12 protein-coding genes and 1 pseudogene are annotated in these 17,040 nt (G+C 42.8%); 9 read left to right on the top strand and 4 right to left on the bottom strand.

Translation table 11 applies throughout. The features are described 5' to 3' along the window. The first annotated feature begins 87 nt into the window (after positions 1–87). The 8 genes from RMZ41_RS13340 to RMZ41_RS13305 all read left to right on the top strand — a co-directional run bounded on the left by RMZ41_RS13340 (position 88) and on the right by RMZ41_RS13305 (position 11,913). Positions 88–3,582: a ferritin-like protein gene (locus RMZ41_RS13340; protein ID WP_322641803.1), complete on the top strand. Its 3,495-nt coding sequence runs from the start codon at positions 88–90 to the stop codon at positions 3,580–3,582. Positions 3,583–3,641: 59 nt separating this feature from the next. After that, the gene (locus RMZ41_RS13335) at positions 3,642–5,246 is read left to right on the top strand and encodes an FAD-dependent monooxygenase (protein ID WP_322641804.1); all 1,605 of its coding nucleotides are present in this window, start codon (positions 3,642–3,644) and stop codon (positions 5,244–5,246) included. Positions 5,247–5,370: 124 nt separating this feature from the next. Next, the gene (locus RMZ41_RS13330) at positions 5,371–6,009 is read left to right on the top strand and encodes a hypothetical protein (protein WP_322641805.1); all 639 of its coding nucleotides are present in this window, start codon (positions 5,371–5,373) and stop codon (positions 6,007–6,009) included. 183 nt (positions 6,010–6,192) lie between these two features. Then, positions 6,193–7,170, top strand: coding sequence for an aromatic ring-hydroxylating dioxygenase subunit alpha (locus tag RMZ41_RS13325; RefSeq protein WP_322641806.1), 978 nt, complete (start codon positions 6,193–6,195; stop codon positions 7,168–7,170). Positions 7,171–7,329: 159 nt separating this feature from the next. Next, positions 7,330–8,481, top strand: coding sequence for a methyltransferase (locus tag RMZ41_RS13320; RefSeq protein ID WP_322641807.1), 1,152 nt, complete (start codon positions 7,330–7,332; stop codon positions 8,479–8,481). 7 nt (positions 8,482–8,488) lie between these two features. Next, entirely contained in the window at positions 8,489–9,175 is a 687-nt protein-coding gene (locus RMZ41_RS13315) for a glutathione S-transferase family protein (RefSeq protein ID WP_322641808.1), read from the top strand. Between the two features lie 253 nt (positions 9,176–9,428). Then, positions 9,429–10,496: a methyltransferase gene (locus RMZ41_RS13310; RefSeq protein ID WP_322641809.1), complete on the top strand. Its 1,068-nt coding sequence runs from the start codon at positions 9,429–9,431 to the stop codon at positions 10,494–10,496. Positions 10,497–10,638: 142 nt separating this feature from the next. Further along, the gene (locus tag RMZ41_RS13305; RefSeq protein WP_322641810.1) at positions 10,639–11,913 is read left to right on the top strand and encodes a cytochrome P450; all 1,275 of its coding nucleotides are present in this window, start codon (positions 10,639–10,641) and stop codon (positions 11,911–11,913) included. Positions 11,914–12,011: 98 nt separating this feature from the next. Here the strand turns inward: RMZ41_RS13305 and RMZ41_RS13300 are convergent, their stop codons facing one another. After that, positions 12,012–12,164, bottom strand: coding sequence for a hypothetical protein (locus RMZ41_RS13300; protein WP_322641811.1), 153 nt, complete (start codon positions 12,162–12,164; stop codon positions 12,012–12,014). Between RMZ41_RS13300 and topA the strand changes: the two genes are divergently transcribed. After that, positions 12,157–14,325 carry a type I DNA topoisomerase gene (gene topA / locus RMZ41_RS13295; protein WP_322641812.1) on the top strand — a complete coding sequence of 723 codons (2,169 nt, stop codon included), beginning with the start codon at positions 12,157–12,159 and terminating at the stop codon, positions 14,323–14,325. The genes RMZ41_RS13300 and topA overlap by 8 nt on opposite strands. Positions 14,326–14,356: 31 nt before the next feature. Here topA and RMZ41_RS13290 read toward each other — a convergent pair whose 3' ends face one another. The 3 genes and pseudogenes from RMZ41_RS13290 to RMZ41_RS13280 all read right to left on the bottom strand — a co-directional run. Further along, complete coding sequence (locus RMZ41_RS13290; RefSeq protein ID WP_322641813.1) at positions 14,357–15,985, bottom strand: DNA sulfur modification protein DndB; 1,629 nt, start codon at positions 15,983–15,985, stop codon at positions 14,357–14,359. 3 nt (positions 15,986–15,988) lie between these two features. Further along, a complete protein-coding gene (locus tag RMZ41_RS13285) occupies positions 15,989–16,543 on the bottom strand; it encodes a GIY-YIG nuclease family protein (protein ID WP_322641814.1) in 555 nt (184 codons plus the stop codon). A 241-nt stretch (positions 16,544–16,784) separates the two neighbouring features. Further along, positions 16,785–16,948: pseudogene (locus RMZ41_RS13280) on the bottom strand (phosphoribosyltransferase); the annotation flags it as partial. Positions 16,949–17,040 lie beyond the last annotated feature (92 nt).

Genomic DNA, 17,040 nt, shown 5'->3' with positions numbered 1-17,040 from the left:
AAACTGGCATTCTGCAATGCCCGAAAAAAAATTGGCAAGAAAAGCCAGATCGCGCAAATATTGCCATTTCTTTCTCAGGAAACTGCTATGAGCATTTTGGATTTTCCCCGACTGCACTTTCAAGGCTTTGCCCGCATCCACGCCCCTACAGGGCACAAAAATGGGCTAGTTGATCTCACTACCAATACAGTGTACATGAACGGCGATCGCTTCGATTGCCACCGCCCTATATCCGAATACCACGAACATCTCTACCAATTAGGGCCCCGATTTAATAGTGAAGGTAATTGGGATGACAATGGCCCATTCAGTATGGCTCAGGGATGGGACTTCGGGGGGAATGGTCATTTTGCAATTGAAGCACAGATTGTCAGCACTCAAACAACGCTCGGACAGGTTGATCGGCAAGACCCAGTAGTGGGACGTAGCATTGATATGTGGGGTCACTACAACGAATATTTAGCTACTACCTTCAATCGCGCCCGGATCTTTGACTGCGATCCGGCCTCTAACTGGACTACCACAATTATGGTAGGTCAATTAACCTTTGGCCGCCTTGGTGCCTCCCATGAAGTCTCAAATATGCTCTCGGCACCTGTGGAGGGGGTGCAACCAGCCCGTTGGCAGAATTTCAATCATATCCACGAATTGCCTAAACACTGCTTGAACAATGAATTTGGGCGGGCAGCAGTGCATCAGTTTACCATCTCCAAAGCGGCGACAGATTTATTGTGGGGCGAAGAAGCAGCACTTTCACCAACAGTTTCCTTATTGCACGAGGCAATGACTAGGGACGACGTGTTGGGGCTAGTAGTACAATTCGGCTTGAGCAACATGTCAACACCGCAGCAACCCGACTCGCCTGTGTTTTGGGAACTGCATGGAACCATAGGTTTATGGTGTGAGGGAGAACTTAGCACTTATCCAGATGGGCGACTACTGACTCCTCGCCACTTACCACCTAACTCAAAAACACTATCCAATCTAACTGTTCAGGTAACTCGCCAAGGGGCAAGCCTGAATATGGTGACAGCAGTACCGTGTGTGGGACGAGCGATAAAACCGGGGCCAGGGCCAACTCATGCGATCGCAGCCAAGCTCGACTTTGGTGAATTAGAATTGCGTACAGTCCAAAGTCTGCGGTTAGTAGCACGAATCCCTAAAGATGCCTATCAGCAAGAAGCACATCAACTTACCAGTGGGATTGTAGATGTACCACTCGCAGAACCCTTTGAAGACCTGAGCTATGAAATTGAACAGCAAGGTTTATGCATCATTGCGACACAGCCCAATGGTCAACAGCAGATTTTGCTTCAGGAGGAGGAAATTAATCTCCAGATCGATCAAGCCTGCTTGTCCGTGGAATTCCCCGATTGGCAACGGGGCGAAGACCACGCTGTGGAATTAGAGGTGCGGTCTTTTGTGCGGGGGCATCCTGCGCCAGTTGAGGCGGTCTACCTGCGACAGTTCTATAATCCGAAAGCATTGCCTCACCTACGCTACGAATTTGAACGTGACCCCGCTAACGTTGGTCAGACTTTCCACTTTCCCCAGAGTCACGAATTGGAAATTGTCCATTTCAAACCAGGGAAACAGCAAGAAATCGGCGAATTCACCCCTAGTTGTGTTGTCTCGACAGACGAGAAAGGATGCGGGTGGGTAACTCTACGTGGTTCCCAATCAGGAACTACACGGGTATTGTTATCGGCTCGACCCGATGAACAACCTGGCGATCGCCTCCAGCACGCGAAGCGCGAGCGCAACCATCCCGATCAGGCAATTATTGCCTACGATAACGATGATTTGCTCGGCTTTTGGTCTGGTGCTGGTTCCTTTGCTGTCCGGGTATTAACAAACGATTGGCACTTAGAGGAAATTGCAGAAGAGAAAGTCAATTTCCACCTCATCTATGAGCAAATCCTAGCTTACTACGAGTTAGTCTTCTCCTTTATGAAAGCTGAGGTTTTCAGCCTAGCTGATCGTTGCAAGGTAGAAACCTATGCTCGCTTGATGTGGCAGATGTCCGATCCCTGCAACAAAAACAAGACTTATTACATGCCACCAACCAGGGATATGTCCCAGCCCAAAGCAATGCTTTTACGTAAATTCTTAGCTAATCAACAGCGAGTTGGTTACATTCCCAATCCAGTACCAGAGCCAAAACGCACCCAGCGCACCATCGATACCCGTGATGAATTAGTCGTTGCTTTACGACATGCTGCGGAATTGGAGATCGCAGTTATGCTGCAATACATCTATGCGGCATACTCTATCCCCAACTATGCTACAGGTCAAGAATATGTGCGTCGGGGTTTGTGGACAACCGAGCAGTTGCACCTCGCTTGTGGTGACGGTAAAGAAGTGCGCGATTATGGGATGCGGGGTATGTTACTGGATATATCCCGTGAAGAAATGATCCACTTTTTGATGGTGAATAACATTCTCATGGCGATGGGTGAGCCTTTCTATCCAGCAACCCCTAACTTTAGCAACATCAATCGCCGCTTTCCGATTGAAGTAGATTTTGCTCTGGAACCCTTAAATGCCACCACTCTACAGCGATTCATGCGTTTCGAGTGGCCTGACTTCCTAGAAGAAGACCTCGCTGGTGAACCTGTCTTGAACGATCCTACAGCCGATCGCCTTCACGGTTATGGTTCCTTAAGCGAACTGTACCGTCAAATCCGTTCGGCACTGGAGACAATTCCAGATTTAATTGTTGTCAAGAAAGGTTGTGTTGGTGGCGAACACCACCTGTTTTTGCGTGAAGATTTTAACAAAGCTCACCCAGACTATCAATTCCAAGTAGACGACGTGAAAAGTGCGCTGTTTGCGATCGATTTAATTGTTGAGCAAGGGGAAGGATGTGACTCATCCTCACCTAAGTTTGAAAAATCCCACTTTCAGCAATTCCGACGCATAGCTGAGGCTCTGGTTCGAGAGCAGGTAACTGATGCTGGAACTAGTAGTACGCCAAGGGAACTTGGCGGGGTAAAGGATAAAGGCGAAGGGGGAAAGGGTTTAAATCCCTTACCCTTTTCCCTTTCCCCTTTCCCCAGCCCTCACTTAGCATTTTTGGGTTGGCAGACTACTAGCCGCCAGGTTCCTTGGAATCCAGCATACCCCGCGATGCGGAATCCGACATTGCATCATCAAGATTACAACACCAATATTGTGACGGTTCCCCAAACTCGTAGGGTGATGGAAATCTTTAACGAGTGTTACTTGTTAATGATGCAGATGATGGTACAGCATTTCGGGTTAACGCCATCTGGCAGCTTGCGGCGATCGAAGCTGATGAATGCTGCTATTGACGTAATGACAGGTATGATGCGCCCTCTAGGGGAATTGCTGATGACTATGCCCTCTGGGAAGCGCGGCAAAACCGCAGGCCCATCCTTCGAGATCGCGACCCCACCCGCGTATATTCCCATACCAGAAGTAGCATATCAGGCGATCGCTCGGCGGTTTGAGCGACTGGGGAATCAGGCTAGGGAATGTGAGGCGATCCACAGCACTGTTTATGAAATGTTCGACTTCTACACGAACTTCTTTGAAGACCTAGCTAAAAATCATCGGTAAACGCTACATAAAAATACTGACAGCACCTCAGTTGAATACTCAAAATCTTTCAAAAGTATATGAATAACACTGCTCTTAAAACAGATGTCCTTATTATCGGCGGTGGCCCTGTAGGTTTAGCGATGGCGCTTGAACTGCGTTACCAGGGCATCGATTGCATACTTGTGGAAGAATCTAATGGGGTAATTACTCACCCAAAAGTAGGGACTGTTGGCCCACGTTCGATGGAAATATTCCGCCGTTGGGGTATCGCCCAACAAATACGTGATGCTGGCTGGCCTGAAAAACACCCCCTGGATATTGCATGGGTGACAGCTGTTGGTGGTTATGAAATACATCGACTCTCCTTTCCTTCTTGTGCCGAAAGACCTCTGCCTGTTCATACACCTGAACCCGAACATCCATGCCCTCAGCACTGGCTTCTTCCATTGCTTGTGCGTAACCTGGGCACATATCCAGAGGGTTCAGTGCGTCTGTGTTGTCGCCTAGAAAAGTTCGAGCAGGTAAATGATGGTATCGTTGCTCAAGTCACAGATGTTGATAACAGACACACAGAAGTAATTCATGCTCGATATATGGTAGCTTGTGATGGAGCTCGTAGTCCCATACGCAAGTTATGTGGCATTGACGCTCCTTCGTTTCACCCCACACGCATTTTTCAAAACATTCTCTTTAAAGCACCAGAACTACCAAATCAACTTGGGTCGAGCAAAGCGTTGGTTTTTTATCTGCTTAACCCAAAGACATTGCGTTATCCACTCCGTACCATTGACGGCAAGGGTTTGTATCGCCTAACAGCAGTTCCAGGGGAAAATGGCGAATTGCGTGACCCTTATGAAGCAGTTAAAGAAGCGATCGCCATTGATACACCGATAGAAATTCTTTCCAGTATTTCATGGCATCTCACTCACCGAGTCGCTAAACGTTTCCGGTATGGAAATATTTTCTTTGTCGGCGACTCTGCTCACACACTCTCGCCTTCTGGGGGTTTAGGAATGAATACTGGTATATGTGATGCAGTAGACCTTGGTTGGAAACTTGCTGCCACCATCAATGGCTGGGCGGGGCCTAACCTGCTTGATACTTATGAAAGTGAACGCCGTCCCATCGCAATGCGAAACTTGGAAGAGTCAAACCTCAACCTCCAGCGTACTCTCAGCCGCACTCTACCGCCAGAAATCTTGAGTGATTCTCCTGAAGGTCAGCAGTGCCGACAAAAAATCTCTGAGGGTATGGAGCGTGGTGACATTAGGCGTGAGTTTGAAGCCCCAGGAATTCACTTCGGGTTCCGTTACAAATCAGATGCCATCTTCTGTGACGGTAAGGCCCCCAGTGACCATCCCCAGCAGTGGACTCAAAGCAGCTACCCCGGCTCACGGGCACCGCATACATGGTTAGAGCCTGGTAAATCTACTCTGGATCTTTTCGGATATGGGTTTGTGCTGTTGTGCTTTCAGGGGGAACAAGGGGTTGAAACTTTCGAGAAAAACTGCCAGCAAAGAGGTATGCCTTTAAGAATTCACCAGATTGTTAACCCTGAAATTGCTAATCTCTACGAGCGCGCCTATGTTCTAGTGCGACCTGATGGCCACGTAGCTTGGAGAGGGGATGTTTTACCTGAAGACCCAACTGTTCTCATTGACCGCGTGCGGGGCTACTTCTAAACTATCCTCAACCATTCTTGGAGGTACGGTTTGAGCCAGACTTAAATCTTCAACCTTAAAAAGACACACCACAGATTTTGTCCCGAACCCAGAGTGATCATTACGGTTTAGAACGCGGATTGGTATGAGTACACTCCCTGGATTAGTGCATAAAGATAACTCCTACTCGAAAATTCAGCCCATAAACATTCTAAGTAAAAAAGTTGAGACAATCATGAAAGTTGAAACAGTTGATATAGTTAATGACTTTGCTTCGCAACAGATATCAAAGACTCTCTTAAACCAGTATGAGAGTGAAGAGTATAGGCTTAGTTTTCTTTGGCACGGTTTCTTTGTCTTTGTTTTGGGATGTATCGCGCCCATATTCATCCCTCTGTACGCCAACCCACGAGGAGGACTTTCCGCTCACACCCTTGGTCTGATGCTAGGAATATTCCTTATATGCATAGGTCTGACCATTCCCTACGCTCAGTTTACAAAGCGGCGTGCTGAACTGGCATTTTGGCTTTTTGTTGTTAGTGCCTATAGCGGTTATACTATCCAAATTTTTGCAGCAGTGTTTGGTCTGACACAAAGCTTTCTTGTCACCGCCAGGGGTTATTCTGGGGGTCTGTTCTGGATGGAGATAGCTGCAACTGTCGGTTTAAGGCTAATTAGTGTCTTTACCCTCGCAGGTTGTTTTATTGTTCTGTACAGTTTAAGACAAGCTCAAGTTAATTCAAAGTCAATTTTATCGCCGCTTTCAACTACTAAAATCCAGTAAGCGAGCCAAGTCGCTTCTCGAAATTAAAAATTATTAATTGAAAATTACCTGTTCCCTTCTAAGAGAGAAAACCCCTGGGTTTGAAGCCCCGTTCCTTAGAACGAGCATTTAGGTATGGTTCTAAATCCCCACCAATTCCCCATTCCCAATTCCCTTTTAAGTATTATTAGGAGCTTAATCAAGATGGTAAACGATATCACCCTCCAAAACGACTGGCATGTAGTAGCGCGATCGCAAGACTTGGAAACAGGCAAAATTTTGACAGTTCGGCTACTAGGAGAAGATTTAGTGTTGTGGCGCTCTGGCGACCAAGCTTTGGCTTGGGAAGACCGATGTCCACACCGGGGAGCCAGCTTTGCTCAAGGGTGGGTTAAGGATAATAACCTCTTTTGCCCTTATCACGGTTTTGCCTTTAACGATTCTGGAGAATGCGTACATGTTCCGGCTCATCCAAATCAGCCACCATCAAAACTTTCACGCGGTTGTGTAAAAACATTCCACACTCAAGAGCGTTATGGAATGATATGGGTGTGTCTCGGAACACCACAAAGAGATTTACCTCCTCTTCCAGAGTGGGAAGACACTAGCTATCGGCGGTTTTTCTTTGGCCCAGTCCGCTATCAAGCTAGTGGTCTGCGTGCGGTAGAAAACTTCTTTGATTTTAGCCACATACCATACGTGCATGGGGGAAGTTTGACCAAAGCTGAACGTGCAGTTATGGATGGGGACTATAAAGTAGAGGTGCATTCAGAAGGTATCAACGTCAGTGAAGTTAATGTCTGGCAGTTTGATATTGAGACAAAACAGGAAACATCTGTGATTGCAGACTACTGGATCTTTCGTCCTTTGACTGTTTGCCTACGCAGTAGCGGTTCAGACAATCACCGGATGGCTGTTTTCTTTACAGTCACTCCAGTAGATGAGGAGGAGTCTATTGCATGGAGATGGATCTTTCTAAATCATGCTCATCAAGTCCCAGAAACCGAGATTAATGAATTAGCAAATGTAATTATTTATCAAGATGTTGCAATTGTAGAGTCTCAACGACCACGACGTTTACCGTTGAACTTGGAAAGCGAGTTTCATGTGGCAAGCGATCGCTCCTCTGTGATCTACCGTAAATGGCTAAAACAGTTAGGTGTCAGTTTTGGCGCTGTATAGTCAATAGTTTTGCGAAAACAGCTATTGTTTTGATGATTGTGTTACAAAAACAAAATATTTTGGATAAATCAGATTTTAGTAACACAATCTTTTTGCCTAGTTTTTGTTGAAATTATAATCTCATAAATAAACCTCAATTAAATCTGAGAATAATACAAAATGACAACACAGCTTTCTCAACAAAACCAAAAAACTTTTGCTTCTAAAGCAATCAAATCAAGTTCAATTAAACTACCTTCTTGGTTTGAATTTAAGTTTGGTACCTGGATTGCTAATAAGTTAACTAAATTTTTAGAGTCTCAAACCCCACCTGATGTACGCTTGCTTGAAATGGCTAGTGTATATGAACAGTCTCAATGCTTGTATGTAGTTGCCAAATTAAAAGTAGCAGATTATTTGGTCGATGCTCCCAAGAATATTGAAAGTTTGGCGGCTGAACTCAATGTTCAGGTAGAGCCATTAGATAGAGTCTTACGCTATCTGCATGAATTGGGAATTTTTGGGCAAGATCGTTTTGGCAGATACACCTTAAATAAAGTTTCTGAGTTTTTAGTCAGCAATCATCCTCAATCTATGCAGAATGTTGTTGCCTTATACAATGAAGAACCTTACACTGCTTGGAGTCATTTACTGCACACTGTAAAAACTGGGGAGAATGCCTTTACCTCTACTTACAAAATGTCCTTATATGAATACCATGAGGCACATCCAAATTCTGCCGATATTTTTAACCGGGGCATGAATTCTATTAGTATCCCCCTTGATCAAGCTGTGGCTTCTGATTACAACTTCTCTATTTATCATACCTTGGCTGATATTGGTGGTGGACAAGGAAATTTGTTGAAACAAATTATCCAGCGTTATCCTTCAGTGCAAGGTATTCTATTTGAGACGGCTGCTGTTCTCATTGAAGAAGTAAAAGAAGAGTGGCAGTACGATCCGTTGGCGAGCCGAATTAAATTGCAAATTGGTGATTTCTTTAATTCAGTGCCGACGGATGTTGATGCATATATCTTGAAAGGTGTTATTCATAACTGGCCTGACGATAAAGTGGTTCAAATATATAAAACTATTTACCAAAATATGAAACCAGAAACCCAGTTGCTACTCATGGAGCCGGTTATTCTGGAGGACGATCCACTACGACGGGCAAAGCTAAATCTTGATGTCAATATGATGGTTATTAATAATAGTCGAGAGCGGACAATAGAACAACATCGCCGGCTTTTAGAAAAATCTGGTTTCAAAATTACAAAAGTTGTCCCGACACGTTCTTTTATTTCTGTTATTGTGGCTCAACGAGCATCATAATACTAATATGAAGCTTTACTATGCCCCTGCTTCATCCTACTCACAGCGAGTCCTCATCGCCCTATACGAGAAGAATATTGATTTTACACCCATTCAAGTCAATCTTTTCGATCCGCGATCGCGCGAACAATATATGCAAATTAACCCTTTTGCTAAAATTCCAACGCTGATTACGGACTCTGGACAAGCTTTTTTTGAAGCTTGCATCATTATTGAATACCTTGACGAGTACTCTAAAAACCAACCCCGTCTCATTCCTGATGACTCAAATCTGGCTTTAGAAGTCCGTTTCTTGGAGCGGGTTCTGGATGTGTATATCAATTTGGGACGTGAGGCGCTGTTTGCGGATACCCAGCGTCCGGTTGAGGAGCGAGGCAATAAGGAGGTTCTGAAAGCAAAGCGGCTATTGGAAACAGCTTGCAATTTGCTAGATGCACGGCTTCAGGGGCGTAGTTGGCTAGCGGGCGAACAGTTTTCCTTAGCAGACTGTGCAGCAGCCCCGATTTTGGCCTATCTACGTATGGTTTATAACTACCAGCACCTACCTATGCTAACAGATTACGTTAGCCGTCTTGAGTTCAGACCTTCTGTAGCGCAGGTGCAGCATCAGGGAAATGAACAGATGAGGCAGATGCTAGCGACACTAAAGTATCCACTCAAACTAGTAGTACGCCAAGGCAACTTGGCGGGGTAAAGGGGAAGGGTGAAAGGGAAAAGGTTTTTTATCCTTTACCCTTTTCCCTTTACCCAACCTCCACCTAGCATTTTTGGGTTGGCAGACTACTAGTGCCTATTAAGACTTATCGAAGCAGTGTTATTGCATGAGTTACGGAACTTCTGAGTTGTTGAGTCAAAAAAAGCATTATTTTTCTGCTAAAAGACAGGTACATTTTCTCAAAACTTTCCAGACACAATTCATTCAAAAATTGGTTTTAGGATAAATAATTATGTTATCAACAGCTATTGTTCAAACCAATATCGATAATCAAAAAGATGGTACACCGCCTTCAGCAATACTGATGCAAATGTTGAACGGTCATTACCTAACTCAAGCAATTTACGTAGCAGCAAAACTGGGTATTGCAGATTTACTCAAAGATGGTGCAAAAAGCAGCGACGATTTAGCTAAGGATATAGAAGTTGATGCCCAGTCTTTATATAGATTACTACGTGCCCTAACAAGTCATGGTATCTTTGCCGAGATTGATAATTCCTACTTTGAATTGACATCACTGGCAAAATATCTTCAGACAGATACCCCTGATTCAATGCGTTCCGTGGCACTTTTGGAAGGTGAAGATTGGCTTTGGCAATCTTGGGGAAATATGTTCAATGCAGTGAAGACAGGAATTTCTGGCTTTGAAGATAAGTTTGGTATGAATGTTAGGGAGTATTTTGCTCAGAATCCTGGAGTTAGCAATAACTTTAAAGCAGGACTGAATAGATATTCGGCAATCATTAATAATGCTGTCTTAGAAGCTTATGATTTCTCCTCCTTTTCTTATTTAGTTGACATTGGTGGCGGATATAAGACTCTATTACCTACTGTCTTAAAAGCAAATTCTAACATAAGTGGTATTTTATTCGATTTACTATCTGCGGTAGAACGTTTCAAAGAAGAACATAATTTGCAGGTAAAAGAACTGCTGGGAAGATATAAAATAGTTATCGGAGACTTTTTTGAGTCAGTACCCACTGGGGGGAATGCCTATATTCTCAAACAAATGATTCACAATTGGGGTGACGATCGCGCAATTCAGATTCTGAAAAACTGTTACCAAGCCATGCCTAAAGATGGAAAACTACTTGTGATTGACCCAGTAGTTTACTCTAATTCTGAGCCATCTTTTGCTACGTTCTTAGATTTACAAATGCTGGTAACTAATTCTGCTACAAGTATACGAACTATAGATGAGTTTGAAAATCTTTTTACTAAAGCAGGCTTTCAACTTACCAACATCATACCCACTAAATCGCCATGCAGCATTATTGAAGGCAGTAAAGGTGGTTGTTAAAAAAATTTATTTTCCATTCCCCACTACCTCAGCGCAGAGCAACCTTTGATTACGAATTACGAATTGGCACAAGTAGCCAATCGTAAACGATTACATGAGTAATTTACGCCATTTTTGAGTTAAACAACACTAGGACTTTTATATGATTGAAAGATTCAATCCATTTTTGCCTGAAGTTATCGCAGATCCCTATACGGTCTACCGTCATTATCGAGAAGAAGATCCTGTTCATTGGGGAATTTCCTCCAATCCCCAACTACCAGGAGCTTGGTACATCTTCCGTTATCAAGATGTGATGCAAGTCCTTGAAGACACTAGATTTGGCCGTGAGTCCCATAAAGCGCGAGAAGGCGGTGAAGGCGCACTTGTACCTCCAGCTTATAAGGGATTTCGCTCAATGGTTAGCAATTGGATGGTCTTTCGAGATCCCCCAGACCATACACGGCTGCGTTTGCTGGTTAATAAGGTTTTCGCTCCAAGGGTGATCGAAAACGTCCGTCCGGCTATCTTGGCGATTACAGACAATTTACTCGATAAAGTCCAAAACCTTGGAGAAATGGACTTGGTAGAGGAGTTTGCTTTCCCTTTACCTGTCATGGTAATCGCCGCTTTGTTAGGTGTCGATCCAGAAGATCGCCCATTGTTTAGACAGTGGTCGGTAGCTTTGTTAGAAGCTAGTAGTTCGCGTCTGAAAACAACACCAGAAGCCTATGCACGGGCAGAGCAAGCAACTCAAGAATTGATAGACTATTTTAAGCAGGTCATTGCACAACGACACAAACATCCGCGCCAAGATTTGATTACGGATTTGGTCAAAGCCCAAAATGAGGGCGATAAACTTAGTGACGACGAAGTTCTTTCTATGTGCATACATCTGCTAACAGCAGGTCATGAAACAACGGTAAATCTAATTAGCAAGGGGACGCTAGCTTTGTTACGTAACCCAGATGCTCTTAAGATGTTGCGTGCCCATCCTGAACGCATCCCGACGGCAGTTGAAGAACTGTTACGTTATGATAACCCCGTCCAACTGGTGACGCGCTGGGCTTACGCAGATATCGAAATTGGCGATCGCCTAATTCGGCGCGGGGATAGCGTGGGGCTGATGCTTGGTTCTGCCAATAGAGATCCCGCACAATTTCAAAATCCAGAGGTTCTAGATATACAACGTGAGAACTACAGGCATTGTGGGTTCGGTAGTGGTATCCATTTCTGCATTGGTTCAGCACTAGCGCGGGCTGAGGCACAGATAGCCTTCAATGTCCTGCTAAACCGTTTACCCAACCTTCATTTGATAGATAACACAGTTGAATGGACACATAATATTGTGTTTCACGGGCCTAAACACCTACGAGTTGGCTTTAGGACACCAGAGGCGATGGAAGCGAAGCAGTTGCAGCAAAGTGTCGCTAATTAACGAAGAGTTTTTAAACGGTGAAGAGATTCTTGGTAGTTTAGCACAGATGGCTGTGCTAAACTACCAAGGTATTTGTATCAACTTTTAGGTAATTCACTTTAGAGTTCAGCAATTGCCAAAGCTTTTTGGTACAGTATTCTCAAAAATCCAGATAATAAAGAAAGGCGATCGCCCTTGGCGTTAGCTGTGCGATCGCTAATTGTAATTGCCAGTTTATTACTCAGAATCAAGAATGCAGTTGCTATGATCAAACGCCTGCTTGTGGTCGAGTCTCCCGGAAAAGTCAAAAAACTCAGTCAAATTCTGGGTTCAGATTGGAAAGTTCTCGCTAGTTGTGGTCATATTCGAGAACTCAGCAATGAAGGGGACGATTCCTTGGGCTTTGTCATGGATGGTAGTAATGTCCGGTGCAACTACATCCCGCGCGACCAACGAGCGAAAGAAACAATTCAGAAACTCAAGTCTGCGGTGAGGCAGGTTGATGAAGTTGTCTTAGCAACTGACCCAGACCGGGAAGGTGAGACAATCGCTTGGCATCTCAAAGAAACACTGGGTTTAAGGGAACCGAAACGAGTAATTTATACTGAGATTACAGCATCGGCGGTGCAGAGTGCGATCGCTAATCCCAGAAAGCTAGACCAAAACTTAATCGGTGCTGGGTTGTGCCGAGATTGTTTAGATAAGTTGGTAGGTTACAAGGGTAGTCCTTTAGTTTGGGCGTTGAATAACGGCGCTAAAAGTGTCGGCAGAGTCCAAAGCGCGACATTGCACTTAATTTGTCAGCGAGAAAACGAAATTCTGGCTTTTGTCCCCCAAGATTACTGGAGTGTTTGGGTAGATTATGCTGAAGGATTCCGGGCTTTTTATAAAGGGACAGTCGATTCTGCAAAAGATGCAGCAGAGCAAGAAACGGAAACTCACGATGATGCAAAGGTAGGAAATAGTACAGAAACACCAGAGTCTAAGCGTGTTCTTTCCGAAGCAGAGGCAACACGTTTAGTTGAAGAAGCAAAGCGACATCCTCATCAGGTGATTCATTTTGAAGGAAAAATCGTTAATCGTCAGCCACCGCCACCATTTACAACCTCCAGCCTTCAGCAAGCAGCCGGTTCAAAGCTGAGGTTTGCTCCCGATAAAACTATGGTTGTTGCTCAAAAGCTTTATGAGGCTGGGCTGATTACATATATGCGAACAGATTCAGTAATGCTGAGTCCAGAATTTTGTGCCAGCGCCCGTAAATGGTTAGAGCAAAATGACCCGCCGAATGTACCGTTGCAAGTCGCCAAACATCGTAGTAGCAAATCGGCTCAAGAAGCACATGAAGCGATTCGCCCCACGGATGTGTTTCGTCCCTCGGCTCAGTTGCGCTTAGAACTTCCTGATGATGAATTTAATTTGTATGTAATGATCTGGAAACGGTCAATTGCCTCTCAATGTAAGGCTGCCCAATTGCGTAAAACTTTGGTGATTACTCAATCTGGTTCTTTATTGTGGTCAGCTAGAGGGCAAGTGATTGAATTTTACGGTTATGCACGGTACTGGAACAATCTCAGCAAGGATAGTGTTTTACCTTCATTACAACAGGGACAAGCATTAAAACTGGAGAATGCTGGACATGAGAAGAAGCAAACTCAACCACCACCACGTTATAGCGAACCCAAATTAGTGCAACTGATGGAACGTAAAGGAATTGGTCGCCCAAGTACTTATGCACCTACTGTTGCTACCCTAAAAAAACGCAATTATGTTGAATTGAAAAAAGACCATCTGCAACCGACAGCGTTAGGGTTAGAAGTTGATGCGTTTTTGCTCAAAGCACTGCCGGATTTACTAGAGGCGGAATTTACAGCAAAAATGGAAGATGCCCTTGATGCCATTTCCGAAGGAAAGAATTCTTGGCAACATTATTTAACTAGTTGGAATCAGAATTACTTTGTCCCAGCACTCACCAAAGCTAAAACTGTAGTTGCGAGTTCTCCAAAAGGTAAAGCTAATGTGATATCTGAGCGCAAATATGAAACTTCTAAAACGCGATGTCCTGAATGCAAAAGTTTTCTTGCCAAAATTCCCAGTACTAAAGTTAAAAAGAAATATTTTCTTAAATGCACAAAAGGCTGTGATATCGTGCTATTTTGGAGCGACTTTAATAAAACTTGGCAGCCACCACGAACTAAAGCAGTTGAGGCTGAGAATCAACAAAAGCCTCCCGTGAAAATAACAGAGTATCCCTGCCCAGTATGTAAGAAACCTCTAGAGGAGTACAGTTATATCAAAGAGGGACAGAGTAAGAAAATGTTGCGATGTTGCGATCCAAAAGCCCGTAAGGATACTAAACATAAAGATGTAGCTTATTTCAGCACACAAAAAGGGTGGTGGAGTCCGAAGTTTGGGGAAATATCAAAACCTAACTGATTTTAGCTATTAGTGTTGCAGGTCATTCAATTTAGTCTTTTACTTCTTCAGTTTCTTTAAAAATATCCTCATCATCTTCAATTTCATCAGATTCCTCTTCGTCCTCTTCAGAAGAGTCAAGAAAATCTCTAACTTCAGCAAATGAGTCATCTGATTCAGAAGATTCCTTTATCTGCTCATCAATAAAATCAACTTCAGGTAATATTACATGAAACTCTTTTCTCCAAGTTGAAATCGAAGCTTCATTCCAGTTGATCTCGTTACTGACATCATCTTTAGTACGTTTTATCAAATCTCTCACGCCATCAGACGAATCCAACAATATCATTTTGACAAGTTCTATACATTTCTCAGTTCCAGTTCCTGTAGTAATCATGGTTAGTTTTTCATTTGGCCGCACTAGAACATTAAACCAATGGGGTGCATTTCGGCAGAAAAAGCCATCTTTATCCATTTTAGTAATACTAAGCGATACGGCATCAAGAATCGTTGGAATACGATACTCTATTCTTATCTTAAGGAGGAACCTTGCAACAGCAGAAAATAGAATTTTTTGTCCTAGTATAGTATACAGAATATTAGAATCTCGTAATTCTTTTATACTTGTTTTTTGAACTGCACTTAATCGAGATTGTTCAGGTTGAATAGGGATATTAATACCTACGTAGTTAAGCTGTGATACCCAATCCTTGAATGGTTGAAGTTCAGTAAAAAACCACTTAAGCAATGCTTTTGTGCCTATTACAGGAAGTTTAGGATGAGACTCATAATAGTTTGCTAAAGCTGTATCACGTTCTGTTAATGAATTAAATGATTTCTTTAAAGCTTGCTTCTGATAATCTTTCAATAGTTCAATAGTACATTGGCTAACCAAATCTAGAGTCGTTAGGTAAGGTTCTGATTGAGTCAAATTCCTTGACTTGGAAGACCATTTAACGAATCTATCTTCAAGCACTCCTTCCTCTAAAAGCTTTCTAGGAATCAATGCTGATATTTTACTGTCATCAAGCAATAGTTGAGTTTGTTTATCGATTGATTTAGCAGTCTTGTTTATAACTGTAAAGATATTGCGAGTTGCTTTAATTATCTCATCTCTTACAGTTTCGCTTGAGTCTGCATGACCAACCTTGCCAAGATCGCGAAAGACTAGATAAACGACTGGTATATCAAAGGTTTCTGAGCAATTGAAATTTTCATTTATTTGTTGGGGATTTAAAGGCTCTTTTCCAGTATGGGCATTCCAATATCTCCTTAGCGAAAGAAGTCTATGTTGACCATCAATTACAATTCTAGCGACATTCTTATATAATTTTAAATTGACCCATTTTTCAATAGGTTTTCCGTCGCTACTAACTGTAGAGAAATCCCAAAACTCTCTTTGGTCATTCGAGTTGGGTAAAAGTACGACGACAATTGAATTAAAAAAGCGAATTCCACCTTGTGCTAAGTAAGAAAATATTTCTGTATTCGCTCTGTTTTCATCTAGTTTCCTCTGAACTCGTTCAGAAAAACTCCAACTGCCTTGAATTTCATCAGCAAATCTAATATTTTCAACTGCATCACTTTGATCGAGTGTTGTTACAAAGTACCTAACATCACCAAACTTACCACTGATTGCCTTATATTCAATCGTCTCTGGAGACTGATTATCTAATTCCATTTTCTAGCTCCTCTGTGTATTAAATTTAGGCTGACATAGTTGAATTAACAGGCTTTCCAATTCTCTAGAAATATTTTTTGGGCAAGGAAAACAAATGAATAAGAATTCATCATTGAGTCTCAAGTTTGCGTACTTTGAGAAAAACCCATCATCTCGCTCTAAATGCTGAATGAATCTATTTCTTAAGTTGCTTGCAGTACCAATGTAATCTGGGCGTTGGAGAATGCTACATGAAATTAAAAGATTTTTTAATATTCTTCGTTCTTTAGGCTGAGAAACAGCTTTGATAAATTGATTCATTTGTTGAGACAAACCAACGGACTCTCCACAAGTATCGACAATGAACTTACTTCTATTATCTTTCTCAGAAAATTTTGTTTTAAATACCGTATTTTTCATACGAGTATCTATATGGTCAGATAATTTATTTTCTAAAAAATCAAATGCATGATACAAGGCATAAATACCTGATGTTTCAGGAAGATAATCTGCTGCGGATATAGTTGCTGTGACTACAGTAAAGTTCTTGAAAAAGTTGTCGTGGACTGTTTCTTCCATAGATAGAAATAACAAAAAATTTAGATAAAAAAGATCCTTTCTATCTCCATGAGCAGAAAGCTATCCTTTTCTCACCACTTGGTATTTAAGACGGTATCTACTCACGCCCGAGGAACAAGAGTACATCTTAAAGGCAAACGATGCTCCTAAAACAGAATACAGACTGTTTCGAGGTTGCAATGTGTACTTTAGCACAAATAAAGAACAGCTAAAAGCTGGTAAATATAAGACTATGTATTTTTTAACACAGTTTCCTTGCTTTAACCGCTAGTTCTGCGATGTTCATCTGCTCGTAGTGTTCAAAGGGTTGATGAATCCAGTATCAGTAAAGTACTCGACATAATAATAGGGTTTTAGAACTGAACAGGCTTTATACCAAAGAACGACGGTGCAAATTCCTTCAATAGTGATTAAATTTTATGGTTATGCCCGCTACTGGAACAACTCAGCAAGAATACAGTTATATAAAAGAGGGGCAGAGTAAGAAAATGTTGCGA

This window comes from Nostoc sp. DedVER02 (genome assembly GCF_034530675.2).
Taxonomy (GTDB): Bacteria; Cyanobacteriota; Cyanobacteriia; order Cyanobacteriales; family Nostocaceae; genus Nostoc.
Note: the sequence above shows the minus strand (reverse complement) of the source record. Positions and strands in the feature narration are given on the sequence as shown.

Bases quoted from the DNA above. Each gene is read 5' to 3' on its own strand.
- RMZ41_RS13340 (WP_322641803.1), top strand. From the start codon at position 88: ATGAGCATTTTGGATTTTCCCCGACTGCACTTTCAAGGCTTTGCCCGC.
- RMZ41_RS13335 (WP_322641804.1), top strand. From the start codon at position 3,642: ATGAATAACACTGCTCTTAAAACAGATGTCCTTATTATCGGCGGTGGC.
- RMZ41_RS13330 (WP_322641805.1), top strand. From the start codon at position 5,371: ATGAGTACACTCCCTGGATTAGTGCATAAAGATAACTCCTACTCGAAA.
- RMZ41_RS13325 (WP_322641806.1), top strand. From the start codon at position 6,193: ATGGTAAACGATATCACCCTCCAAAACGACTGGCATGTAGTAGCGCGA.
- RMZ41_RS13320 (WP_322641807.1), top strand. From the start codon at position 7,330: ATGACAACACAGCTTTCTCAACAAAACCAAAAAACTTTTGCTTCTAAA.
- RMZ41_RS13315 (WP_322641808.1), top strand. From the start codon at position 8,489: ATGAAGCTTTACTATGCCCCTGCTTCATCCTACTCACAGCGAGTCCTC.
- RMZ41_RS13310 (WP_322641809.1), top strand. From the start codon at position 9,429: ATGTTATCAACAGCTATTGTTCAAACCAATATCGATAATCAAAAAGAT.
- RMZ41_RS13305 (WP_322641810.1), top strand. From the start codon at position 10,639: ATGATTGAAAGATTCAATCCATTTTTGCCTGAAGTTATCGCAGATCCC.
- topA (WP_322641812.1), top strand. From the start codon at position 12,157: ATGATCAAACGCCTGCTTGTGGTCGAGTCTCCCGGAAAAGTCAAAAAA.
- RMZ41_RS13290 (WP_322641813.1), bottom strand. From the start codon at position 15,985: ATGGAATTAGATAATCAGTCTCCAGAGACGATTGAATATAAGGCAATC.
- RMZ41_RS13285 (WP_322641814.1), bottom strand. From the start codon at position 16,543: ATGGAAGAAACAGTCCACGACAACTTTTTCAAGAACTTTACTGTAGTC.